Here is a 22,423-nt window from a genome sequence, read left to right on the forward strand (position 1 = left end):
CCCGCCCGCGGCTCAGGACTCGCTGGTCACCACGAGTACCTTGCCGACCGCCGAGTTCTGCACCGCGGCGTGCGCCTCGGCCACCTCGTCCAGCGGGTAGTAGTGCAGCGGCAGACCCGCCTCCGCGCCGATCCGGAGCACTCCGGACGACGCGGCGGCGGCGACGTCCGTCACGGCCTGCGCCTTGGCCACCGCCGGCAGGGTGTAGACCAGCACGAACTGCCAGCGGACGTTCGGCACCATCAGCGGGCGGACCGGCAGGGTGAGCGTGGCGCCACCGTCGTCGGCGTAGACCGCGACCGCGCCGTTGGCGCCGATCACCTGACAGTCGATCTCGGCGTTGCGGGCGGCGGCGACCTCGACGATCGCGTCCACCCCGTCCGGCGTGATCTTCCGGATCTCGCGGACCACGTCCTCTTCGCGATAGTTGATCACGTACGAGGCACCGGCCGCGACCGCGAGCTGGGCCTTCTCGGCACTGCTGACCGTGGCGATGACGGTGGCGTCGGCCCACCGGGCGAGCTGGATGGCGGCGTTGCCGACCGCGCCCGCCCCGCCCTGGACCAGCACGGTGCGTCCGGTGAGCGCGCCGACGTCGAGGCGGTCCGGCATCGTCTCGCCGGCCGTCAGGCAGCGGTGCGCGGTCATGAACGGGATGCCGAGGGCCCCGCCGAGGTCGAAGGAGGCCGAGCCGAGCCGCACCACCTGCCGGGCCGGCACCACCGTGTACTCCGCCGCGGTGCCCCACGGCCGCTGCCAGGCCGCCTCCCAGATCCAGACCCGCTCGCCGGTCAGCTTCGCGTCGACACCGTTACCGACCGACTCGATGATCCCCGCCCCGTCCTGGTTCGGAATCTGCCAGCCGTGCCGGGGCGGCGTGCCGGAGCCGTCGCCCTGCCGCGACTTCCAGTCGGTGGGATTCACCCCGGAGACGGCGACCCGGACCAGGACCTCGCCCGGGCCCGGCTCCGGCACCGGCCGCTCCACCACCTCCAGCACGGACGGATCGCCGGTGCGCTGGTAGACGGCCGCCCTCATCGTCGACTTCCCCGGTGCTGTCACGCCGATCACCCCTCGTCTCGATCCGCCGGCCGGCCCGCCCGCCCCGCGTACGGGTGCACGGCGGGCAGCGCAGCCGCACGCGGTACGACCGATCACCATCTTGCTGCCCGTACGCGGGGATCGCCGGAGTTTCCGTCCCCGGAGGCGGGTGGGCGAGATCACAGACTCGCCCCGTCGGCCCTGGGCGGGTGCGCAGCGACGAGGAACACGCCGTGAAAGCCCGGTCAGGGATCGTTCAGGTTTGTCGGGTAGGACTGTTGGGCAAGGGTCCGTCTGTCGAGGGCGCCGACCTGCCGGGCGGTTGCGCCGGAGGCGGCAGCCGGGCGGGCGGCGTTGGCGCGGAGTCGACGGAGGCGTTCCGGGGCGCCCGTGCCAGCGACGTACGAGTCGCCCGGACCGTCGGGCGCGGCCGACCGGAGACGTGGAGACGCCGATGGGAACCTCAGCCGAGCCTGCGGTGACGGCTGCCGTCGTCCCGTCGGCCGGCCAGGTCGGGGCCCCGTCGGCGGGGCGGGCGGGGGGCTCGTCCGGGGGTCGGGACCGGTACCTGGACCTGTGGCGGGCGGCCGCGCTGGTCCGGGTGGTGACCTATCACGTACTCGGCTGGATCTGGCTGACCGTGCTCTTCCCGGCGATGGGGCTGATGTTCGCGCTCGCCGGCTCGCTGATGGCCGGCTCGCTGGACCGTACCGGCCCGGGGGCCGTCGGGCGGCGGCTGCGCCGGTTGCTCCCCCCGCTGTGGGGCTTCGGGGCGGTCACCCTCACGCTGCTGCTGGTCACCGGCTGGCGTACGGCGCCGGCCGCGGCACTCGGCTGGGGCGAACTGGTCTGGTGGGTCTTTCCCGCCCGTACCCCGCCGGTCGGCGACCAGTCGTGGGCCTGGGCCTACAACGTGGTGCTCTGGTACATCGTCACCTATCTCTGGCTGGTACTCCTCTCGCCGGTGCTGCTCGCCGCGTTCCGCCGCTGGCCGTGGCAGAGCCTGGCGCTGGCCGTGGCGCTGCCGATCGCCTTCCGGTTCAACATCGTCAACGTCGGCGGGTACTTCAACGAGCAGGCGCTCAACGTCAGCACCTACCTGGCCTGCTGGCTGCTCGGTTTCGCGCACCACGACGGGTTGCTGCGCCGGATCCCCGCCCGGCGGTACGCGCTCGCCGTCGGGCTGCTCGCGCTGACCGGGGCCGGTTGGGTGCTGGCGGTCGGCTGGTCGACCGGCAACTACGACCTGAACCGGATCGCGGGCGGCAACACCCTCTGGTCGATGGCGTTCGTCGCGACGGTGCTCCGGTTCCGACCCCGGCTCGACTGGCTGGGCCGGATCCGCCTGCTGGACCGCCTGGTGGAGCTGTTGAACGCCCGGGCGGTCACCATCTATCTGTGGCACCTGCCGCTGGGCGTGCTGGCCGGGGCGCTGATCGCCCCGCTGGCGGTCTCCGGCTGGGTGCAGACCGTCACCGTCCGGCTGGCCGCCGTCTGGCTGCTGGTGGCCGTGGCGGTGGCGCTGTTCGGCTGGATCGAGGATCTGGCCGCCCGTCGCCGGCCGGCGCTGGTGCCGGCCCGGGTCAGCCCGGGTCGGCGGGGGACCGCCCGCAGCGCGCCGTCCGGGCGGGTCGCCGGAGCCGGGGTACCCGGGGCCACGCCGGGGATCGCTCCGGCCGCGCCTCCGCCGCCGGCCGTGACCGCGCCGGCCGTGACCGCGGCGGTGCCGGCCGCCTCGGGGGCGCGGCGCTGGCACCGGGCGATGGCCTCCACCGTGGCGGTGCTGGCCGTCGGGCTCGGGGTCATGGCGCTCAACCTCTGGCCCGGGGTGACCACCCGCAGCCAGGCACAGCCGTCCCCGGCCGAGGTCACCTACCACCTCTCCGACCTGCCCATGCTGCTGGACGGCAGTTCGGAGCGGCCGTCACCGACCCCGGCGACCGGAACGAGCCCCGGCTCGGTCACCGTGCACGGCCAGGTCTATCCGCGTGCGGTGCTGACCGCCGCGCCGAGCCGGGTCCGGGTGCAGCCGCCCGCCGGCTGCGAACGGCTCCGGGCCGTGATCGACGTCGGCGCCGACGACGTCGAGGTCGCCTTCGCGGTACGCGCGGACGACGTGACCGTCTTCGAGTCGGGGGTACGCAGCCGGGCGGACAGTGCGGAGCGGATCGACGTGGCGATCGCCCGCGCCAGCTTCGTAGACCTGGTCACCAGCAGCCCGTCCGGTGGCGCGGTCGGCGTCTGGGCCGACCCCCAGTTCGTCTGCGCCCCGTGACCGTAGGCCGTGCGCCGCCTCGGCTGCCCCGAATGGCTGTCCGGGCCGGTCGGCCGGCGGTCAGCGCGAGCGGAGCACCACGTCCTTGCTGAGGTCGCCCCAGCCGGTCTCCCGGGCCCGGGCGACGGTGTCGCGCAGCTGCGACTCGTCCACCGGCTGCTCCCGGCCGGCCTGCTGGAGCGCGACCGCGAAGTTGGCGCAGAGGTATGTCAGCAGGTCGTCGTCGGCGTGCAGGATCTCGCAGATGCCGGCGACGCGGCGGCGGTGGAAGAGCCCGGCCATCCCCGCCAGGGCGGCCTGCTCGTGACCCTCGACGTCGATCTTGAACAGCAGCGAGTCGTCGTCGCCGAGCCGGATCCGCTCGTCCAGCCGGAAGCACTCCACCTCGACACCCCGGTCGTTCTGCACCCGCAGCGAGGCGACGCCGGTGTGCTCGTGCAGATAGAGCCGGGCGGTGCCGGGCCGGTCGCTGGCGGCACCCGCGTGCAGTACGGTGCCCGGATAGTCGCCGGTGGCCGCCGCGACCGTCTTGCGCAGCCAGGGCAGGACGGCCGGGTTCGGCTCGACCAGATGCAGTTCGCGGAGGCCGTAGTAGCAGGTCGAGAAGGCCACCTCGCCATAGTTCGCGCCGACGTCGACCGCCACCGTGGGCCGGATCTCGGAGACCAGGCGCCGCCAGGCCGCCACCGCCTTCCGGTCGAGGTTTCCCTTGTAGACGGCGAGTTCGGTGCCCCGGATGTCGGTGTGGTCGGCGTGCAGTACCACGCCGATCTCGTTGCGGAACGCCCCGGCGCGGGTCCGCAGGGCGATCCGGTGGGCGGCCCTGCGGACGTGGTGCGCACCGGACTGGTGGTAGGCACGGCGCAGCGTCGATCGAAAAGTTGGCATACCGTTGACCGTTCTCGCTGATCGTTGGGGGTTGTCACACGTCCGGTGGGGCCGCTGGCGCTTTCCTCGGGCAGGTTACACAGACAATCACCTAGAGCAACAGACCCGATACGCAACGGAGTGATACGCGGGATTCTCTCGCATTTTCCCTGGTGGCGCCCCAGGTGCCGGACAGTCCCGGCGCACCCGGGCGTACGCCACACAAACCCCGATGTCAGGCGCTGTCGAGCCCGGCCCGGAGATCCGCCCCGGGCACCTCCGGCGGAGGCCCGCGCCACCCCCGCCGGCCGGGCCGGCGTGGTCGGAAAGCCGACAGCGGTGCGTTCGACCGTCAGCCGGCCGGTGCCGAGGCCAGGCCGGCGAGGACACGGTGCAGGCGCGCCGCGCTCTCCGGATCGAACTCGGGGCGGCTCAGGTCGACCGGCGTGTCCCGCCGGAAGGCCGAGAGCGGGCGGTCGGGCGGGTCGGCCAGCAGGTCGACCAGTGCCGGGGTGACCTGCTCCACCCGCCTGGCGAGGAGCCGGGCCAACACCCGGACCAGGGCCCGGGTCGGTTGCCGGAACGGGTCGGCCAGCCCGGTGTCGACGATGAGCGGGTTGTAGAGCACGTACCGGATTCCGCTGCCGGCGTGCCGGGCCGCGAAGGAGACCCCGAGCAGGTCGTTGGCGCGGGCACCCTGCATGGTGGCCCGGAAGCCGCTGTACCGCCGTCGCAGTTGCAGGTCGTCCCAGTGGATCCGACCGGCCGGGATGCCGCCGGTGCCGCAGAGGTTCAGGATCACCGGCCGGTCCGCCCGGCCCAGCGGCTCGCGCAGCAGTTCCGGCAGCAGGAACCGGCTGAGTACGTACAGCGCGAAGGTCCGTTCGAAGCCTTCCACGGTCTCGGCGCGCCCGGCGTGGTAGCGACCGGCGCAGAGCACCACGGCGTCGAGCACCTCGTACCGGGCCCGCAGTTCCTCGGCGAGCGCGGTCGTCCCGGCCACCGAGCCCAGGTCGACCCGGTGCACGGCGAGCCGGTCGGCGTACCCCCGGCGGGCCGCCTCGGCCGGCAGCGCCGCGCCGGGCCCTTCGGCGCTGCCGATCGCCACCACCCGGGCCCCACCGTCGAGGAGCTGCCGGGCCAGCCCGGCCCCGATGCCCCGGGTACCTCCGGTGATCAGCACTGTCCTCACCCGTCGTCTCCCGTCCCCCGTCGCGGATAACCTGATCCTCGGCTTGCTGACGGACGGGCGAAAGAAGGCACATCGATGTCCCCTGACGAGGCCCCGGCCGGGGCGCCGGCCCCGAATCCACCGCCGAACCCGACGGTCGCCATCCGGGTGCCGGTTACCGAGGCGGACCGGGCGGCCTGCTCGGCACAGGACGTGCTGCACCGGGTCGGCGACAGGTGGAGCATGCTGGTGCTGTCGCTGCTCAGCCGGCGCAGCTACGGCTTCAACGAGCTGGACCGGGCCGTCGTCGGGCTCAGCCGTCGGATGTTGACCCGTACGCTGCGCGGGCTGGTCCGTGACGGGTTGGTCAGCCGTACCGGCCCGGTGGTGGTCGCCGGCCGGGTCGAGTACGCCCTCACCGGCCTGGGGCGCTCGCTGCTGCCGCTGGTGATCGCGCTCGGCGAGTGGGCGGTGGCCAACCAGCCCGCCATCACCCGGGCACGGGCCCGGGACGACGCCCGGGCGGACGGAGAGCCGTCGACGGGCACCACCCTGCGGGCGCGAGGCAGCCAGCACCGATTGCCGTGATCGCGGCGTGCCGGGCCGGCGTACGGGGGACGATGGCCGCATGCGGGCGGTGCTGATGCGGCGACACGGCGGACCGGAGGTCCTGGAGACCGTGGAGGTTCCGGCGCCGGAGGCGGGCGCCGGTCAACTCCTGGTGGACGTCGCCGCCGTCGGGGTCAACTTCACCGACGTCTACCAGCGGCAGGGCGTCCCGCCGTACGCGGGCGAGCTGCCGGCGGTGCCGGGGCAGGAGGGTGCCGGCACGGTCGCGGCGCTCGGGCCGGGGGTCGAGGGGTTCGCCGTGGGCGACCGGGTGGCCTGGGTGAGTGTGCCCGGCGGGTACGCCGAGCAGGTCGCGATCCCGGCCGAGCGGGCGGTGCCGGTACCCGGGCACGTCGACCTCCCGGTCGCGGCGGCGGCGATGATGCAGGGGTTGACCGCGCACTACCTGTCGCACACCACCCATCCCGTGGCGGCCGGCGAACCGGTCGTGGTGCACGCCGCCGCCGGTGGGGTCGGCCTGCTCCTCACCCAGCTCGTCAAGCTGCGCGGCGGTGTCGTCGTCGGCACCACCTCCACGGACGAGAAGGGCGAGCTGGCCCGCCAGGCCGGTGCCGACCACGTCGCCCGGTACGACACCTTCCTCGACACGGTCCGCGAGGTGACCGGCGGTGCCGGTGCGGCGGTGGTCTACGACGGCGTCGGCCGGGCCACCTTCGACGACAGCCTGGCGGCGCTGCGTCGCCGTGGCCTGCTGGTGGCGTACGGCGCCAGCAGTGGGCCGGTGCCGCCGTTGCAGACCGAGCGGCTGGCCGCCGGAGGCTCGCTCTATCTGACCCGGCCGACCCTGCCGCAGCACATCGAGAGTCGCGCGGAGCTGCTCGGGCGGGCCGCCGACATCTTCGGCTGGATCGACGGAGGGCGGTTGTCGATCCGGGTCGGCGCCACGTACCCGCTCGCCGACGCGGCCCGGGCGCACGCCGACCTGGAGGGCCGGCGTACCAGCGGCAAGTCGCTGCTGCTGCCCGGGTGAGTCCGGGTGGGCGACGCGTGGCCGGCTGGCGCCGTCGGCGGTGGGTTCGCGTCGCGGGGCCGGGCGCACAAGCGGGGCAGCTCGACAGTCTCGCGAACAGACATCGGCACTGCCCGGCGGACCGCGCCGGGCTCGGGGTGCCGGAGTTCCTTCTCAGCAGGTGGAGTGGAAGAGCCCGCCCACCGGCTCCCGGGCGGCGAGGCTGTTGTACAGCTCGACAGCCTCGTCGGTCCGGGCCACCTGCACCTCGACCGCCCGTTCCTGAAGGAATCGCAGCGTCGCCGGGTCGACCCGGAGCCGCCCGTCGAAGCCCTCGGAGAGCACCACCCGGGTGGCCCCGTTGGCGAGCAGTTCCTCGACGTCGGCCGGCTGGATCCCGGGCTCGTGCCGGGTGCCGGTCTCGGCCCAGTCCCAGGGCCGGCCGCCGCCGGGATAGAGCTTGAAGTCCTTGCCCTCGCCGAGGCCGTCCACCGTCATCCGGCCCCAGGAGATCTCCTGGATCCGCGGCGACCGGGCCGCCGGCACCGTCGCCTCGGTCAGGTCGGTGACGTGCGGCAGGACCACCGCGGCGAGCTGTTCGGCGTCCGGGTCGAGCGGGTACGACCCGTGCGGGATCGCCACCACCCGCATGCCGGCGGCGGCGGCCGAGCGTACCCCGTTGCTGGAGTCCTCGACCGCGACGCAGCGGTCGGCCGGTACGCCGAGGCGCTGCGCGACCGCCAGGTAGGCGTCCGGTGCCGGCTTGCCCCGGGGCACCTCCTCGGTGGAGAGCGTCACCCGGAACAGCTCGGTCAGCCCCATGGTGGCCAGCGCGACGTCGATCAGCCGGCGCGGGGAGGAACTGGCCAACCCGAGCGGCCAGTGCCCGGCGATCCGGCGGACCACCTCGGGCGCGCCGTCGATGACCGGCAGGCTGTGCTGGTACTCCCGGGCCATCGCGTCGACCACGTCGGTGGCGATCTGCTCGGCACTGCCGGGTACGCCGAGTTCGCCGAGGTAGCGGGCCCATTCGCCGGTGCTCATCCCCATCAGCCGGCTCTGGGTGTCGGGCTGCCACCGGCCGCCCGAGGTGTCGACGTAGCGTCGGCGGACCCGCTCCCAGACCGGTTCGGAGTCCACCAGTACGCCGTCGAGGTCGAAGACCACCGCATCCACCACGGCTCCATCCTGCCCCAGCCGGGGCGGAAATCACGCGGCGGGCTTGAGCACCACCTTGGAGTAGCCCTCGTCGCGCCGGTCGAACCGGTCGTAGCCCTCCGGCGCCGCGTCGAGCGGCAACTCCTTGCTGACCACGAAGCTCGGCCGGGCCCGTCCGGCGACGATCAGGTCCCGCAGGTACCGGTTGTACGCCTTGACGTTGGTCTGCCCGCTGCCGATCCGGAGCCCCTTCTCGAAGAACTTGCCGACCCGGAACAGCAGCTCGCCGTTGCGGGAGTGTTCGTCGGGTGCCCCGGGGTCGTGCGGTACGTAGAGTCCCACCACCCCGATCCGGCCGGTGGCCCGGACGATCTCGACCAGGCTGTTCAGCACCGACGCCGGCTGCTCCTCGCCGCCTGCTCCGGTGCCCTGGTAGCCGACCGCGTCGACGCCCTTGTCGGTGCCGTCGCCGTCGGTCTGGTCCCGGATCTGCTCGACCGGGTCACCCTGGCCGAAGTCGACCGGGATCGCGCCGATCGACTCCGCGAGGCGGAGCCGGGAGGGCACCCGGTCGACCAGGAAGACCTTGGCCGCACCGATCAGCATCGCCGAGTACGCCGCCATCAGCCCGACCGGGCCGCCACCCATCACCGTGATGGTCTCGCCGGGACGCAGCTCGGTCATCGCCACCCCGTGGTAGCCGGTGGGGAAGATGTCGGCGAGCATCGCGAAGTCGTTCTCGTGCTCGTTGCCGGGCGGCAGTTTCAGGCAGTTGAAGTCGGCGAACGGCACCCGGAGGTACTCGGCCTGGCCGCCCCGGTACGGACCCATGTTGACGTACCCGTAGGCGGCGCCGGCGAAGCCGGGGTTGGCGGTGAGGCAGTAGCCGGTGTTACCGGCCAGGCAGTTCGGGCAGAACCCGCAGGCGACGTTGAACGGCATCGACACCCGGTCGCCCCGCTTGACGTGCACCACGCCGGGGCCGACGTCGACCACGATGCCCATGTTCTCGTGTCCGAGGACGATGCCCGGCTCCGCGCCGGTACGCCCCTCGTACATGTGCAGGTCGGAGCCGCAGATCGCGCTGCTGGTCACCTGCACGACCACGTCGTTGGGGTCCTGGACCCGGGGGTCCTCGACGTTCTCCACCGCGACCTCGCGCGGCCCGTGGTAGACCACTGCCTTCATGCTCGCTCCCTCCGCCGGGCGCGGGGCGGTGCTGCCGTCCCCCCGATTCAGCCTAGGCGGATGATCTTCGGATGACGGGCGAATCGCCTTCGGGGCCGGCATTGAAACGATCGTGGTGATTCGGTGTGGTCGGCTCGGTTGCGGATGGCGGCCCGCCGGGTCGGCTTCGACCGGTGGTGCACGTCGGTGAGGTATTGACAGGTGCTCATGGGTGCCGCTATTTTCGGCGGGCATGTCTTGAAACGATTCACAGACTGCCGAGTCGAACCGGAGGTCGCCCCATGTCCCGGAAGTCGTCGACCAGGCACGACCGCCTGCTGGGCGCCGGCACCGCGCTCGCCCTGCTGGTGGCGCTCGGCGCGGCGGCCAGCCCCGCCGCCGCGGAACCCACGGCGACCGCCGCCGGCCCGGCACCGGCCGCCGGCTCACCGGCCGGGCGGGCCGCGCAGGTCGAACCGACCGTGGTCACCAGCTTCGACACCAGTGCCGCCGGGGGTGGCGCCCGGCCGCTGCTCGGCGACGTGACCGGGGACGGCCGGCTGGACGTGGTGATGATGCAGCCGCACTACACCGCCGACGACCGCTACGAGGGCGCGCTGGTCGCCGCCCTGACCGCGTACGACCTGGACGGGCGGCTGCTCTGGCAGGCCGGCACGGTCGACCCGCGCGGGCGCAACAACGGCAGCGACATCCCGGCGCAGGTGCACGACGTGGACGGCGACGGGGACAACGAGGTCGTCGCGATCATGCACCCCGGCGGCGACACCACGGCCGAGGGCCGGTTCATGATCTTCGACGGCCGAACCGGCCAGCTCGTCCGGGACTTCGCCCTGCCGGACCGGCTGGCGCACGACGCGATCATCTTCGCCAACCTCAGCGGCGGGAACACCGCCCGGGAGATCGTGCTCAAGGACCGCTACGACACGGCCTGGGCGCTGGACAGCCAGGGCAACCTGCTCTGGACCCACCGCGGCAACACCGGCCACTACCCGTGGCCGTACGACTTCACCGGCGACGGGCGCCAGGAGATCATGGTCGGCTACGACATGCTGAGCCCGGACGGCGAGCTGCTCTGGCAGCACCAGGGCGACGGGCACGCCGACACCATGTGGATGGCCGACATCACCGGCAACGACGAGCTGGAACTGATGCTCGGCGGGGACGCGGCGGTGGCGCACGACGGGCGTACCGGTGCGGAGATCTGGCGCAACGCCGACATCGTCGAGACCCAGAACATCATGACCGGCGACTACCTGCCGGAGCTGCCCGGCCTGGAGTCGCTCGGGCTGGACCGGATCGACCGGACCGCGCAGGGCTACGACGGGCTCTTCCTGCTCGACGTGCAGGGCCGGCACGTCTGGCGGGAGACCCGCGAGACCCGGGGCTGCTGGGGCTCGATCCCGGAGCCGATCCACAACTGGACCGGCGACTACAGCGACCTGATCATGGTCTGGAACCGGGGCTGCGGCGAGCCGACCACCATCATGAACGGCGCCGGTGACGTGATCAGCACCCTCGACTCCGGCGCCCGGCTCTGGCACGCCGACTTCTGCGGCGACGACAAGGAAGAGGTCATCGAGTACGTACAGGGCCGCTCCGTGACGATCAAGAGCAACGGTCCGTGCGACCTGGCCGCCAAGGTGACCGGGCACCCGCTGCCGCAGGCCAAGCGGCTGCACAACTACACCCGGTACACCGCCGGGGACAGCCCCGTGACACTCTCCGCCGGCCGCCCCACCGGCACCAGCGGGGCGCTGCCCGGTCAGCCGGGCGGGCACGCCGTGGACGGTGATCCGGACACCGCCTGGCGGGCCGCCTCCACCGGTACCGGGCAGAGCTGGCAGGTCGACCTGGGCCGCTGGTACACGCTGACCGGGATCGAGCTGACCTTCCCCGGCACCGACCTGCGGGACGCCTGCACCCGTACCGTCACCGGCCGGCACACCGGGCCGCTGACCGTACCCGCCGGGGTGACCTGCCTGGCCCCCGGCGCGACGGTGACCGGCCCGGTCACCGTGCTGCCCGGCGCCTCGCTCGCAGCCACCGACGCCACCGTGACCGGCCCGGTCTCCACGCTCGGCGCCCGGTCCGTGCAACTGCGCGGGACGCGGATCACCGGCGCGCTCTCGGTGGTCGGCACCACCGGCCGGCTGGTGGTCACCGGAAACCAGGTGACCGGGCCGGTCAGCCTGGTCGGCAACCGGACCGGCGAGACCCCGGTGGTGCTCTCCGCGAACACCGTGCGCGGCACGCTGGCCTGCGCCGGCAACCTGCCGGCTCCGGTACGCGACGGCGGGCCGAACACCGTCGCCGGGCGGGCGGCCGGGCAGTGCGCCGACGTGCCGGCCGGTGACCCGCACGGCACCGAGTTCCGGTACGGCTACCTGGTGGAGACCTCCACCGACGGGCAGAACTGGGTACCGGTGCTGGACCGCACCGACAACACGCTGACCAGTTCGACCCAGCGGGGCCTCTTTACCGGGCTCGGCAGGTACGTCCGGGTCACCGTCACCGACCTGCCCGAGGTGCCGTACGCCCGGGCCGGGCTGGCGGAGGTGGCGGTGCTCGGCAACCGCTGAGAGAGGTCCGTCGACGAAACAGCGTCGGATCGGCCGCCAGGATAGCGGCCGATCCGGCGCTTTTTGCTGGTCGAGTCGGGTATCGGACCGATGTTCCTGACTGGTCACTCAGATTCGCCATGATGTCTGGCATTGACGCCGATCATCATCTGAGGAGGCGGACATGGGACGGCAGGCGGCGATCCGGGCTCTGCTGGTGGCCACGCTGGGCGTGACGGGGGCGCTGCCGCCCGCCCCACAGGTCGCCGCCGCACCGTCGCCGGCCCGACCTGGCGGAGCTGAGGCCCGGGCCACCGTCCCCGACACCTGCCCGGACGGCGGGGCCGGCTGCGTCGACGACACCATCGCCCGACTGCGGGAGCGGTACGCCGCGCTCGGGCGGTCCTGCGACCACCACGCCACCTTCACGCTCGCCTACCTGCGCACCACCCAGGGCTTCAAGTGGGGACGGGACCAGGCCGGATACTTCGCCGACAACGCCTGGGTCAACCGCGAGGGCGCGCTCTTTGCCGAGTACTACTACCGGGCGTACGACGACTGGGCCGCCGGGCGGCGCTCCGAAGTACCCGGCGCCTGGCTGGCCGCCCTGGACGCGGCCCGGTCCCGTCGGCTCACCGGAGCCGGTGACCTGATGCTCGGAATGAACGCGCACATCAACCGGGACCTGCCGTACGTGCTCGAACGGGTCGGGCTGACCGCACCGGACGGCAGCAGCCGGAAACCCGACCACGACAGGGTCAACGAGATCCTCGCCGCCGTGATGGACCCGCTGCTCGCCGAACTCGTCACCCGGCTCGACCGGGACGGCTTCGACACCGGCATCCCGACCAGCGCCGCCCTCGGGCTGCTGGTCAGTTGGCGGGATCAGGCGTGGCGCAACGCCGTCCGGCTGGCCGGTGCCCGTACCCCGTTCGCCCGGACCCTCGTCGAACTCGACATCGAGTCCAGCGCGGTGGCGATCGCCGCCGGGATCGCGACGCTGACCAGCTACGTCCCGCCGCTGTCCGGCCCCGGGCCCCGGGCAACGTACTGCGCCGAGCGGCACGGCAGCGCGCCGCCGGTGGCGTACCCGTTCGGCGTGCCGCCGGCCTACTGAGCGGTGGGCACCGACAGACCCGACCGTGAACGCGGCGGGTGGTTTCAGGCGGACTTGCGGGGCGCCTTCTTCGGGGCGGCCTTCTTCGTCGCGGCCTTCTTGGCCGTACCCGACTTGGCCGCCGCCTTCTTGGCCCCGGCGGCCTTCTTCGCCCCGGTGGACTTCTCCGCCGACTTCCCGGCCGCCTTCTTCGTGCCGGTCGCCTTCTTCGCCGCCGCCGCCTTCGCGGACTTGGCCGACGAGATCGGGGTGGGCTGGCCGGCGCCGGCCCCGGCCGGCTCCTCGCCCCGGGCCGCCCGAGCCCGGTCCACCGAGGCCCGCAGCGCCGCCATCAGGTCGACCGCCGCCGCCGGTGCCTCCTCGACCTCCTCCGGCTGCACCACCTCCCGGCCCTCGACCTTGGCGTCGATGACCTCCTGGAGGGCGGCCCGGTAGTCGTCGGTGAAGACGTCCGGCTCGAACTCGCCGGCCATCGAGTCGATCAGGGAACTCGCCATCGCCAGCTCCGGCGGGCGTACCTTGATGTCCTCGTCCAGAAAGCCGAAGTCGGGGCGGCGGATCTCGTCCGGCCAGAGCATGGTGTTGAGCAGCAGCACGCCCTCCCGGACCCGCAGGGTGGCGAGCTGTTCCCGCTGCCGCAGCGCCACCTTGACGATCGCCACCCGCTCCGAGTCGGTCAGCGCGTCCCGGAGCAGCACGTACGGCTTGGCGGCCGCACCGTCCGGCTCCAGGAAGTACGCCTTGTTGTAGAGGATCGGGTCGACCTGCTCGGCCGGGACGAACTCCAGCACGTCGATCGCGTGCGAGGTGCTCAACGGCAGCTCGGCGAAATCCTCGTCGGTGAGGATGACCATCTCGCCGCCGCCGATGTCGTACCCCTTGGCGATGTCGTCGTAGCTGACCTCCTCGCCGTCGATCGAGCAGACCCGCTTGTACTTGATCCGCCCGCCGTCGGTCCGGTGCACCTGGTGGAACCGGATGTCCTTCTCCTCGGTCGCCGAGTAGACCCGTACCCCGATGGAGACCAGTCCGAACGAGACCGCTCCGCGCCAGATAGCCCGCATGATCTCGACCTTTCCCCTCTCCGGGCGGATATTCACCCCGTCGAGTGAAAGTGCCCCCGAGCAGCGGGTATCCCGCCGTTTGCCGGTGGGCGACGACCCGTTCGATCCAGGATCGCACCGGATCGAACCGGACGCGAGTGTTTCGGCGTGGACCTAGAGTGAGGGTCGTGCCCGGCACCCCGGTCAAGCCGATGCTCGCGGTCACCGGGGAGCTGCCCGCAGGCCCCGGCTGGGTGCATGAGTTCAAGTGGGACGGGGTGCGGGCGGTCTCCGACTTCGCCGGTGACGAGCTGCGGCTCTACGCGCGCTCCGGGGTGCAGATCACCGCCGCCTATCCGGAACTCGCCCCGCTGGGCGCCCAGCTCGCGCAGCGGGGGCTGGCCGACGCGGTGCTGGACGGCGAGGTGGTGGTGCTGACCGAGCAGGGGCAGCCGTCGTTCACCGCGCTCGCCGAGCGGATGCACGTGCGGGAGCCGGCCCGGGCCGCCCGGCTGGCGGTGAGCCTCCCGGTGACGTACATGATCTTCGACCTGCTGCGGCGGGACGGGACGGACCTGACCGGGTGGCCGTACCAGCGCCGCCGGGAGGCGCTGGAGGCGCTCGGCCTGGCCGGGCCGCGCTGGGCGGTACCGCCGGTCTTCCCGGACGGCCGGGCCACCTACCAGGCGGCCGGCGAGCACGGGCTGGAGGGCGTGGTGTCGAAACGGGTCGACGCCGTCTACCGGGCCGGGATCCGGTCGCCGGACTGGGTGAAGGTGAAACTGGAGGTCACCGACGACTTCGTGGTCGGCGGCTGGCGGCCCGGCGTACGCCGGATCGGTGGGCTGCTGGTCGGGGTGCCGGCGCCGGACGGCGGCCTGGTCTACCGGGGCCGGGTCGGCGGCGGCATCGGCGCGGCGATCGAGCGGGAACTGCTGGCCGTACTGGAGCCGCTGCGCAGCGGAACCTCGCCCTTCGTGACCCCGGTACCCCGGGAGGATGCCCGGGGCGCGATCTGGGTAACTCCCCAGATCGTGGTGGAGGTGAAGTACGGCCAGCGCACGCCGGACGGTCGACTGCGGTTCCCGCGGATCCGCCGGCTGCGCACCGACAAGACGGTGGCGGACGTCGATGGCGCGTGAACAGCGGGTACGGGTCGAGGTCGAGGGCCGCAGCCTCGAACTGTCCAATCTGGACAAGGTGCTCTATCCGGCGTCCGGGTTCACCAAGGGTGAGGTGATCGACTACTACACCCGGGTCTCCGAGGCGCTGCTGCCGCACCTGCGGGACCGGGCGCTGACCCGGATCCGCTACCCCAACGGCGTCGACGGGAACTTCTTCTTCGAGAAGAACGCCCCGGCCAGCACCCCGGACTGGGTACGCCTGGAGCGGCTGCCCGCCCCCGGCTCCACCAAGGGCCGGGAGATGCTCGACTACGTCGTCTGCGACGACCTGGCGACGCTGGTCTGGCTGGCCAACCTCGCCGCGCTGGAACTGCACACCCCGCAGTGGCAGGTCGGCGCCCACCCCGACCTGATGGTGATGGACCTCGACCCGGGCGCCCCGGCCGGCCTGGTCGAGTGCTGCGGGGTCGCGCTGCTGATCCGGGAACGCCTCGCCGCCGACGGCATCGCCAGCTATCCGAAGACCTCCGGCAAGAAGGGCATGCAGCTCTCCTGCCCGGTCTCCGGCGGGCAGTCCGCCGACGTCGTCTCCGGCTACGCCCGCCGGATCGCCGAGGAACTCGCCCGCGAGGCACCGAAGTCGATCACCGCCCAGATGGCGAAGCGGCTCCGCCCCGGCAAGATCTTCATCGACTGGAGCCAGAACAACGCGGCGAAGACGACGGTGGCGCCGTACTCGCTGCGGGCCCAGCCGACGCCGTCGGTCTCCACCCCGCTGACCTGGGCCGAGGTGGAGGCAGCCGCCGACGGGGAGGCGGGCGCCGTCCGCCAGTTCCCCGCCGCCGAGGTGCTGGACCGGATCGAGGAGTACGGCGACCTGCTGATCGAACTGCTCGACGGCGGCCCGGAGCTGCCGGTCCGGTGACGTCGGCGGCCGGCGGCCGGCGGCCGGCGGCCGGTGAAGCCGATCTGAAGTCGGTGCCTGGCAACCTCGACGCGTCTGTGCCGCGCAGCTCCGTACGGGGGGAAACGTGCCGTCCTTCAAGGCCGATCCGGCGGTCATCCGCGAGTTCGGCGCCACGATCACCGGCCTGGTCAACGACTCGGTGGGCGCACAGCAGTACAACGACAGATGGCTGGAGATCGGTGGATCCTCCGGACCGCTGTTCCAGACGGTGTTCGACGCCGTCACCAGGATCAAGAACCAGTTGTACCTCTCCTACGCCCAGCTCGAGAACGTCCTGCGGCTCTCCGCCGAGGAGGTCGAGCGGGTCGCGCACTACTACGAGACCACGGACGCGGCGGCGGCCGAACAGCTCGACCGGACCTACTGAGCGTCGGCGAGGAAGGAAACCGGCATGGCCGACCCGTTGGACGAACTGATCGACCCGAAGGTCGAGGACCCGATTCCGGACAGCCTGGAGAACTACCTCGGCATTTCCCAGTACATCAGCCCGTCGTACTGGCTGGGCGAGGCGATGAACCTCGTCATCGGCACCAACCCGTTCCAGTGGGCCGCCGAGCAGTTCACCGGCGACTGGCAGGCGGTGCAGACGGCCGGCAAGGCGGTGCAGACCCTGGCCGACTTCAACGAGGCGTGTGCCGGCGCCCTCAACTCTGCGGTCGCCACCGTCGGCTACGGCTGGGAGGGCAACGCCCGGGACGCCGCCGACGAGTACTTCAGCGGCGTCGGGCAGGTGCTCAGGGACCAGATCAGCGTTCTCGTCCAGCTCGGTTGGCAGTTGGACGTGACGGCGTTCAGCGTCTACGAGACGGCCGGCGCCCTGAAGGGTCTGCTGGAAGGGCTCGTCGACCTGCTGATCGCGATCGGCATCGAGATGGCGGCGACGGCGGCGTCGGCTCCCACCATCATCGGCCCGATCCTCGGCGGGGCCAGCATCGCGTTCACCGCCGGTCAGGCCGTCGCGAAGTGGAATCAGATTCTGAGCTTGCACAGCACCATCTGGAACGCCGTGCAGGCGTTCAGCGGTGTGGTCGCCGGCCTGCTCGGCCAGGTGAGCGACACCAGCCTGCCGCTCCTGCCGGCCAGGGAGTACGACCACCCGGCGGTACGACCGCCGGCCGAACCACCCGTTTCCCACCACCGCGACTGAGTCGGAGCCGGAGTACCAGATGAGACCACCGAAGGACGACGAACCGCTGCTCGACGTCGCCGGGGGCGACCCGGTGCTCTCCCGCCACCTGCGCGACTCGCTGAAGACTCTCAGCGAACGCACCGACGACCCGGAGTTCCGCCGGCTGGTGGCCGACGTGCTGGACGGCCGGCGCGGACTGCGCGAGGTGGCCACCTCGCCGGTGTTCGCCTCGGCGCTCAACCCACGGATGGAGCAGTTCGCGCAGCGCTGGGCGGAGACCTCCGAGGAGGAGCGGGCCGAGCTGGCGGCCCAGGGCGAGCGGGAGTTCGCCGCGCTGCGGGAGCGGTTGGAGCGGGAGCGCCGCGACCGCGAACGCTGGTGGCGCGACCACCCCGACGGCTACTGACCGGCGCCCGCCCGCCAACGCCCGATCGACCTCCTTTGTGAACGTGCCTTTCCCGCCGCGCTCCGGCCCGCCCGGGGAAAGCTGGGCTGCACCCTGTTCGGGCGGGCCGGAGTTGTGATGTTTGCGCGGGGGAACCAACTGCCTCCGATCAATCACCTCCTTCAGATTCGGTACGCCCGGCGCGCGGGAACGCGTCCCGGAGCGCCGCCCCGTCGGGGGCGGAGGTGGCGGGGGTCATCGGGACGGCGATCACCGGCCGCGCCTCGGTGCGTAGTACCCGCAGCACCCGCACGTCTCCGGCCGCCGTGGTCACCCGCAGTCCGGAAGGGTGGTCCATGGCCGTGAGCACGGTCTCCACCCGCAGGATCTCCGGTCGTTGCGCTCGGTGCAGCAGGTCCGCGACGAAATCGAGGAACTCCACCACGTCGGCTGTCGCCTCGCTACGCCCGGGAGGGGTGAGGACCAGGTACGTCGTGCCGCCGCCCGCATGCTCTATCCGGATGCCGGGTGTGTCCATCTCGCCGCCGAACGGCACTGCCGCAACGATGTCCGGGTTTCCGGACGCGCGGATGGTCTCGGCGACGAGCCGCGTCAGCTCGGTCTCACTCATGCGCTGTCCGCCTTCCCTGTTTCCTCGGTACCCGGGGGGCCGGTTCACCTCCACCCCGGCCCGCGCGACATGGCAGCGAGCCGGACCGGGCTCAGCCCTCCCGGGACCGTCGGAGGCCCCGCCCGATCCCGTCCCCGCCTCACCCTCTGCCTGGTGAGGCCGACCGGGCGGGGCCATACGCCGCACGACGACCGGTGCGCGGTGCAACCCGCCGTGCCGAGTCGGGTGCTGTCCTTCTGCCGAACGCGCCCGAATCGCCGTGCTTGACATCAATGCTGGACCGCGCAACCGAAGGGCCGGAAGATGGAAGACGTTCATGGATGGGTCAGCGTGATTACACGCGCGGACGGCAGGTGACGATAATCGTGAGTGACCATCAGGATTTACGATCCCGGCTCCGACAACTGCGCACCGGCCGGAAGCTGTCACAGGAGAAACTCGCGGCGGTGCTCAACGTGTCGAAGTCGCTGATCCAGCAGTTCGAGAGCGGAAAGCTGACCCCGCAGGACGACACGGCGGAGCGCCTGGACGAGTTCTTCGGTACGGGCGACGAGATCCGCAAACTCGCCAAGATCGAGCGCGAAGATCGGCAACCCTGGCTGCGATCGTTGGTCGAGCAGGAGCGTCGCGCCCTGCTGCTCCGCACCTGGGAGCCGCTGGTGATACCGGGGCTGCTGCAATGCGAGGCGTACATGCGCGAGATCTTCTCGGCGGTGCCCCGCAATGCCGGCCGGATCGACGAACTGATCGCCACCAGGCGCGAGCGCCAGGCGAACACGATCCTCCGGGACAACCCTGTCGCGCTGTCCGTCATCATCGGTGAGATCGCGTTGCGCCGTGGGCCGGCTGACGTCCTGAAAGAGCAGTGGGGCTACCTGGTCGACGCGGGACACCGGCCGCATGTCAAGATCCGGGTCGTCCCTGCCGAGGCGGAGGGGATCCACGTCGGGCTGTCCGGACCGTTCAGCATCGCGGCCATGCCGGACGGGCGCCGGTTCGGCCACCTGGACGACCAGTTGATCGGGCATCCCGTGACCAACCATGGCGACCTGGGGCACCTGGACCTAGCATGGGAAGAGATCGACGCGCTGGCACTTCCCGTGCTCCAGACCCGAGACCTGATCTTGCGAATGCTAGAGGATGCGAAATGAACACTCAGCCACGCTGGCGGACCTCGACGCGCAGCAACGGCACCGGCAATTGCGTGGAAGTGGCCGACAACCTTCCCGGTCGGGTGCTGGTTCGGGACAGCAAGGATCGGCAGGGACCGGCGCTCACCTTCGGCCCGGTCGCCTGGCGCGCCTTCGTCCAACTGGCCCGCGAGACCGCCTGAAAAACCGCTCACTTCTGGCGCTATTGATGTTGGCCGTCGACGCCGGGCGCTGTGCCTCTCAGTTCTGGAACTGTCCCAGCCTTGCCCTCTACCGCCGATGGCTGCCCCCAGAGGGTTTTCCGGCGATATAGCAGTTACTGCTATATCGCATTATGTCCGGCCGTAGCGAGATCCTGCGCGAGGTGATGCGGGATCAGCGGCGTGCGCCAACCGAGAATCAGCCAGTTCCTCTCCGGCCGCACGCCGATGAGCGAGGAGGAGGTGGGCGTCCTTCGCCAGGAGACGGCTGCGGCCCGTCCGCTGGCGGCCGGCGCCGGCCGCGATGTCGCCGACTACCGGGCCGAGTTGCGGGGGCACACTCGCACGCTCAATGCGTTGCGGGAGACGCGGCTTGAGCAGGAGCAGGCGATCGCCGGGCTCGGCGAGAAAGGTCGATCAGCTGACCGGTACGGTCGGCCACCTCCGCGACCAGCACGGCGCGAGCCTGACGGAGATCGTGGGACTGCTCAACCAGATGATCGAGCGCGACGGCCGGCAGGAGTAGCCTCACTCGGCGTCCCGATGCCGGCTGCCTCGACGGCTGTGAGTGTGACCAAGCACCTGGAACCCGGCCGTGGTGGCCTGGCAGAACTGGGCCTCAGCCCTGATCCCTGATCTCTGCGTGAAGCTGATCTGAAGCTTCTTTGAAGCTTCTGACTGCTTCAATAGACGCAATCGAAAGGCACTGACGAGGGCCGATGCTTGGCGGCGGTCGTCACGTGTCGTGATCCCCAACTAGGGAGTAACAAAATGTCGAAACGGGTAACGGTCACACTGGCCATGGTGGCGGCGCTCGTTGCCGCAATCGCATTCAGTCCCCCTGCGCAGGCTTCTCCTGCCCCTGCGACGGTCGCCTCTGCCCAGACCGTCGAACCGTTCATCGATGAGCGGACGTGTAATGCCAATCAGTTGCCGCGCCAAATCTGGCTGACCTACACATCACGTCCGACACGGTGCTTTGGCGGCACCGTCGGTAGCTTCAACCTGGGCAACAATCCCGCGACTCCCGTCCAATGGCTCTCGTCAGGGGACTACCACGGCACCATTTACTGCGTTGGCCTAACCCTGCCGTTCGGCCCAGCGACCGATGCGCTGTTGAACAGGACCTGCACTCGCCTCGAGATCCGTCCCGCAAGCTGATGTAGCCGTAACACCCACAGTTGGTGGTGGCGCGGAGTTCCGTCACTGGCTGTCCACTCCGCCCACCACCCCATATCGGCGCTGTTGCGGGCGTGCTGGGCTCCGCTGCCGGAACATTGCGACCAAGGTCGTCTCAGCTGGACGCCAGCCTATGTCTCAAAGCTTGATCGCGGATCGCCGGGTGGCTCGATGTGCCGGGAAGTATGTTTGCCGGTCGGCGACCACGTCGCCGACACGGCCGATTCTGCGGTCGCGGCCACCCCGTCGTGGCCGGCCAGTCGCATGTACGACCGTCGCCCACACCACACTCACATGCCGATGACAGTGCGTTGTTCGAACCTGGTAGGCGACGGCCTGCCGGTCTTTTTCATTCAGTTTCAGCGGTAAGGGTGAGGAGGTTTCCGCGTACTTTCTCCAGCAGTTCAACCAGGATGGCTCGTTGGGATTCTGTCATTCCGGCAGTTGCGGTCTCGGCGAGAGTGCGCCAGGCTGCCTCGATTTCCGGGATGGCGGCTCGGCCCTTGTCGGTCAACTGAATACGGGTGGCACGTCGATCGCGCGGCACGGGCTGCCTGACGAACCAGCCGCCCTGCTCGAGGCGGCTGAGGCTGCGCGTCACCGTAGGCTGTTCCACGCCTAGTCGAGCGGCGATCTCCGAGACGGTCACGCCTTCGAGTTCCTGGCCGAGTATCCACAGCAGGACGTCCTGCCCGGGATGCAAGGCGAGCCTGCTCAGCACGTCCGCCTGCGCACTCCGGTACAGCTTGGCCACCTTGACCAGGGCTTTGTTGGCAGCCAGGACATCCGCCAGTTCCACCCCGGCAGTGTACGGGTTGACGACCCACCACCGCCCAGTGCATAGTCGGCTAACCTATAGCCGACTATGGAGATGGTGATGGAGACCGGTCTGTCCGACAAGGTGGCTCTAGTCACCGGCGCCTCCGGCGCCATCGGCAAAGCCACGGCCCTGCATCTGGCCGCCGAGGGTGCCTCTGTTGCGTTGTCATGGCGCACCGACCAAGACGGCGTCATGAACATCGTCGATGCCATAACACGAGAAGGCGGCCGCGCCCGCGCCGTCCACCTGGACCACAGCGACCTGGCCACCGTGCAGGGCGTCATCGAGGAGGTCACCGAACGTCTCGGACCGGTCTCGGTCCTTGTCGCCAACGCGGTGCAGTGGCCATCCTTCGACGCTGACGAGATCAGCGGCCTCACCACGTCGCTGACCGTCAACACCGTCGGTCCGGCCGCTTTGATCGATGCGGCTCTACCGGGCATGCGCGCCGCCGGCTGGGGACGCATCGTCGCCGTGTCGACCGACATCGTCGAACAGCCCATGGCCGGGCCGCTCGCCTACGCCACAGCGAAGGGCGCACTCGAAACGGCCGCACGCGTGCTCGCCGTCCGGGAAGCCCGCCATGGCATTTTGACAAACATCGTCCGCCCGGGCTTCACTCTCACCGACAAGGCTTTGAACGCCCCCTTCCTGGGGCCCAAAGCGGTCGCGGCTGAATCCGAGAAGACCCCCACCGGCCGTATCTGTACTCCCGAGGACGTCGCCTCCGCCATCACCTACCTGGCCTCGGCAGCAAATGGTCACATCAATGGACAGACGCTGTCACTGGCGGGTGGCCGCGAACTCGTCCGATAGTCCAGTACGCACTGTCATGCCGCC

General features: G+C 71.2%; 23 protein-coding genes and 1 pseudogene. 15 read left to right on the forward strand and 9 right to left on the reverse strand.

Going from position 1 to position 22,423, the window contains the following annotated elements; all coding sequences use genetic code 11:
* Positions 1-12 precede the first annotated feature (12 nt).
* Positions 13-1,038, reverse strand: coding sequence for an NADPH:quinone reductase (locus C6361_RS19320; RefSeq protein WP_107268565.1), 1,026 nt, complete (start codon positions 1,036-1,038; stop codon positions 13-15).
* Between the two features lie 457 nt (positions 1,039-1,495).
* Here C6361_RS19320 and C6361_RS19325 point away from each other — a divergent pair, with 457 nt between their 5' ends.
* Positions 1,496-3,316 carry an acyltransferase family protein gene (locus tag C6361_RS19325; protein ID WP_107268566.1) on the forward strand — a complete coding sequence of 607 codons (1,821 nt, stop codon included), beginning with the start codon at positions 1,496-1,498 and terminating at the stop codon, positions 3,314-3,316.
* A 60-nt stretch (positions 3,317-3,376) separates the two neighbouring features.
* Here the strand turns inward: C6361_RS19325 and C6361_RS19330 are convergent, their stop codons facing one another.
* A complete protein-coding gene (locus tag C6361_RS19330; protein ID WP_107262290.1) occupies positions 3,377-4,204 on the reverse strand; it encodes an FkbM family methyltransferase in 828 nt (275 codons plus the stop codon).
* A gap of 331 nt (positions 4,205-4,535) precedes the next feature.
* Complete coding sequence (locus C6361_RS19335; RefSeq protein ID WP_159079384.1) at positions 4,536-5,375, reverse strand: SDR family NAD(P)-dependent oxidoreductase; 840 nt, start codon at positions 5,373-5,375, stop codon at positions 4,536-4,538.
* Positions 5,376-5,450: 75 nt separating this feature from the next.
* On the opposite strand from C6361_RS19335, the gene C6361_RS19340 reads away from it, so the two are divergent.
* Positions 5,451-5,942 carry a helix-turn-helix domain-containing protein gene (locus C6361_RS19340; RefSeq protein WP_107271036.1) on the forward strand — a complete coding sequence of 164 codons (492 nt, stop codon included), beginning with the start codon at positions 5,451-5,453 and terminating at the stop codon, positions 5,940-5,942.
* A gap of 40 nt (positions 5,943-5,982) precedes the next feature.
* On the forward strand, positions 5,983-6,954 hold the full coding sequence (locus tag C6361_RS19345) for a quinone oxidoreductase (RefSeq protein WP_107268568.1): 972 nt from the start codon (positions 5,983-5,985) through the stop codon (positions 6,952-6,954).
* Positions 6,955-7,107: 153 nt separating this feature from the next.
* Here C6361_RS19345 and C6361_RS38250 read toward each other — a convergent pair whose 3' ends face one another.
* The 3 genes and pseudogenes from C6361_RS38250 to C6361_RS19355 all read right to left on the reverse strand — a co-directional run bounded on the left by C6361_RS38250 (position 7,108) and on the right by C6361_RS19355 (position 9,279).
* A complete protein-coding gene (locus tag C6361_RS38250) occupies positions 7,108-7,479 on the reverse strand; it encodes an Mth938-like domain-containing protein (protein WP_304598550.1) in 372 nt (123 codons plus the stop codon).
* A pseudogene (locus tag C6361_RS37660) lies at positions 7,477-8,112 on the reverse strand (HAD family hydrolase); the annotation flags it as partial. The pseudogene C6361_RS37660 and the gene C6361_RS38250, both read right to left, overlap by 3 nt.
* A gap of 30 nt (positions 8,113-8,142) precedes the next feature.
* A complete protein-coding gene (locus tag C6361_RS19355; protein ID WP_107268570.1) occupies positions 8,143-9,279 on the reverse strand; it encodes a glutathione-independent formaldehyde dehydrogenase in 1,137 nt (378 codons plus the stop codon).
* Between the two features lie 281 nt (positions 9,280-9,560).
* Here C6361_RS19355 and C6361_RS19360 point away from each other — a divergent pair, with 281 nt between their 5' ends.
* A complete protein-coding gene (locus tag C6361_RS19360) occupies positions 9,561-11,858 on the forward strand; it encodes a discoidin domain-containing protein (RefSeq protein ID WP_107268571.1) in 2,298 nt (765 codons plus the stop codon).
* 163 nt (positions 11,859-12,021) lie between these two features.
* On the forward strand, positions 12,022-12,954 hold the full coding sequence (locus tag C6361_RS19365) for a DUF5995 family protein (protein ID WP_107268572.1): 933 nt from the start codon (positions 12,022-12,024) through the stop codon (positions 12,952-12,954).
* A gap of 44 nt (positions 12,955-12,998) precedes the next feature.
* On the opposite strand, the gene C6361_RS19370 is transcribed toward C6361_RS19365, so the two are convergent.
* Complete coding sequence (locus C6361_RS19370) at positions 12,999-14,018, reverse strand: Ku protein (protein ID WP_107268573.1); 1,020 nt, start codon at positions 14,016-14,018, stop codon at positions 12,999-13,001.
* Positions 14,019-14,185: 167 nt separating this feature from the next.
* Between C6361_RS19370 and ligD (C6361_RS19375) the strand changes: the two genes are divergently transcribed.
* The 5 genes from ligD (C6361_RS19375) (at position 14,186) to C6361_RS19395 (ending at position 17,623) form a co-directional block, all read left to right on the forward strand.
* Complete coding sequence (gene ligD, locus C6361_RS19375; RefSeq protein ID WP_107271037.1) at positions 14,186-15,139, forward strand: non-homologous end-joining DNA ligase; 954 nt, start codon at positions 14,186-14,188, stop codon at positions 15,137-15,139.
* A complete protein-coding gene (gene ligD, locus C6361_RS19380; protein WP_107268574.1) occupies positions 15,129-16,046 on the forward strand; it encodes a non-homologous end-joining DNA ligase in 918 nt (305 codons plus the stop codon). Before ligD (C6361_RS19375) ends, ligD (C6361_RS19380) begins: the two co-directional genes overlap by 11 nt.
* Positions 16,047-16,152: 106 nt before the next feature.
* Positions 16,153-16,455, forward strand: a complete 303-nt coding sequence (locus C6361_RS19385; protein ID WP_107268575.1) for a hypothetical protein — start codon at positions 16,153-16,155, stop codon at positions 16,453-16,455.
* Between the two features lie 24 nt (positions 16,456-16,479).
* Complete coding sequence (locus C6361_RS19390) at positions 16,480-17,235, forward strand: WXG100 family type VII secretion target (RefSeq protein ID WP_107268576.1); 756 nt, start codon at positions 16,480-16,482, stop codon at positions 17,233-17,235.
* A gap of 19 nt (positions 17,236-17,254) precedes the next feature.
* Entirely contained in the window at positions 17,255-17,623 is a 369-nt protein-coding gene (locus C6361_RS19395) for a hypothetical protein (protein ID WP_107268577.1), read from the forward strand.
* Positions 17,624-17,771: 148 nt separating this feature from the next.
* Here the strand turns inward: C6361_RS19395 and C6361_RS19400 are convergent, their stop codons facing one another.
* Positions 17,772-18,233 carry a hypothetical protein gene (locus C6361_RS19400; protein WP_107268578.1) on the reverse strand — a complete coding sequence of 154 codons (462 nt, stop codon included), beginning with the start codon at positions 18,231-18,233 and terminating at the stop codon, positions 17,772-17,774.
* 365 nt (positions 18,234-18,598) lie between these two features.
* On the opposite strand from C6361_RS19400, the gene C6361_RS19405 reads away from it, so the two are divergent.
* From C6361_RS19405 to C6361_RS37085, 4 genes are all read left to right on the forward strand, one after another.
* Positions 18,599-19,384, forward strand: coding sequence for a helix-turn-helix transcriptional regulator (locus tag C6361_RS19405; RefSeq protein WP_159079385.1), 786 nt, complete (start codon positions 18,599-18,601; stop codon positions 19,382-19,384).
* Positions 19,381-19,566, forward strand: a complete 186-nt coding sequence (locus tag C6361_RS19410) for a DUF397 domain-containing protein (protein ID WP_107268580.1) — start codon at positions 19,381-19,383, stop codon at positions 19,564-19,566. Before C6361_RS19405 ends, C6361_RS19410 begins: the two co-directional genes overlap by 4 nt.
* 391 nt (positions 19,567-19,957) lie before the next feature.
* Complete coding sequence (locus C6361_RS37080) at positions 19,958-20,110, forward strand: hypothetical protein (protein ID WP_159079386.1); 153 nt, start codon at positions 19,958-19,960, stop codon at positions 20,108-20,110.
* 245 nt (positions 20,111-20,355) lie between these two features.
* Entirely contained in the window at positions 20,356-20,745 is a 390-nt protein-coding gene (locus C6361_RS37085) for a hypothetical protein (RefSeq protein WP_159079387.1), read from the forward strand.
* Positions 20,746-21,112: 367 nt separating this feature from the next.
* Here the strand turns inward: C6361_RS37085 and C6361_RS19420 are convergent, their stop codons facing one another.
* Complete coding sequence (locus C6361_RS19420) at positions 21,113-21,562, reverse strand: MarR family winged helix-turn-helix transcriptional regulator (RefSeq protein ID WP_107268582.1); 450 nt, start codon at positions 21,560-21,562, stop codon at positions 21,113-21,115.
* Positions 21,563-21,628: 66 nt separating this feature from the next.
* On the opposite strand from C6361_RS19420, the gene C6361_RS19425 reads away from it, so the two are divergent.
* On the forward strand, positions 21,629-22,399 hold the full coding sequence (locus C6361_RS19425) for an SDR family NAD(P)-dependent oxidoreductase (protein ID WP_234358893.1): 771 nt from the start codon (positions 21,629-21,631) through the stop codon (positions 22,397-22,399).
* The last annotated feature ends 24 nt before the right edge of the window (positions 22,400-22,423 follow it).

The organism is Plantactinospora sp. BC1 (assembly GCF_003030345.1).
Lineage (GTDB): Bacteria > Actinomycetota > Actinomycetes > Mycobacteriales > Micromonosporaceae > Plantactinospora.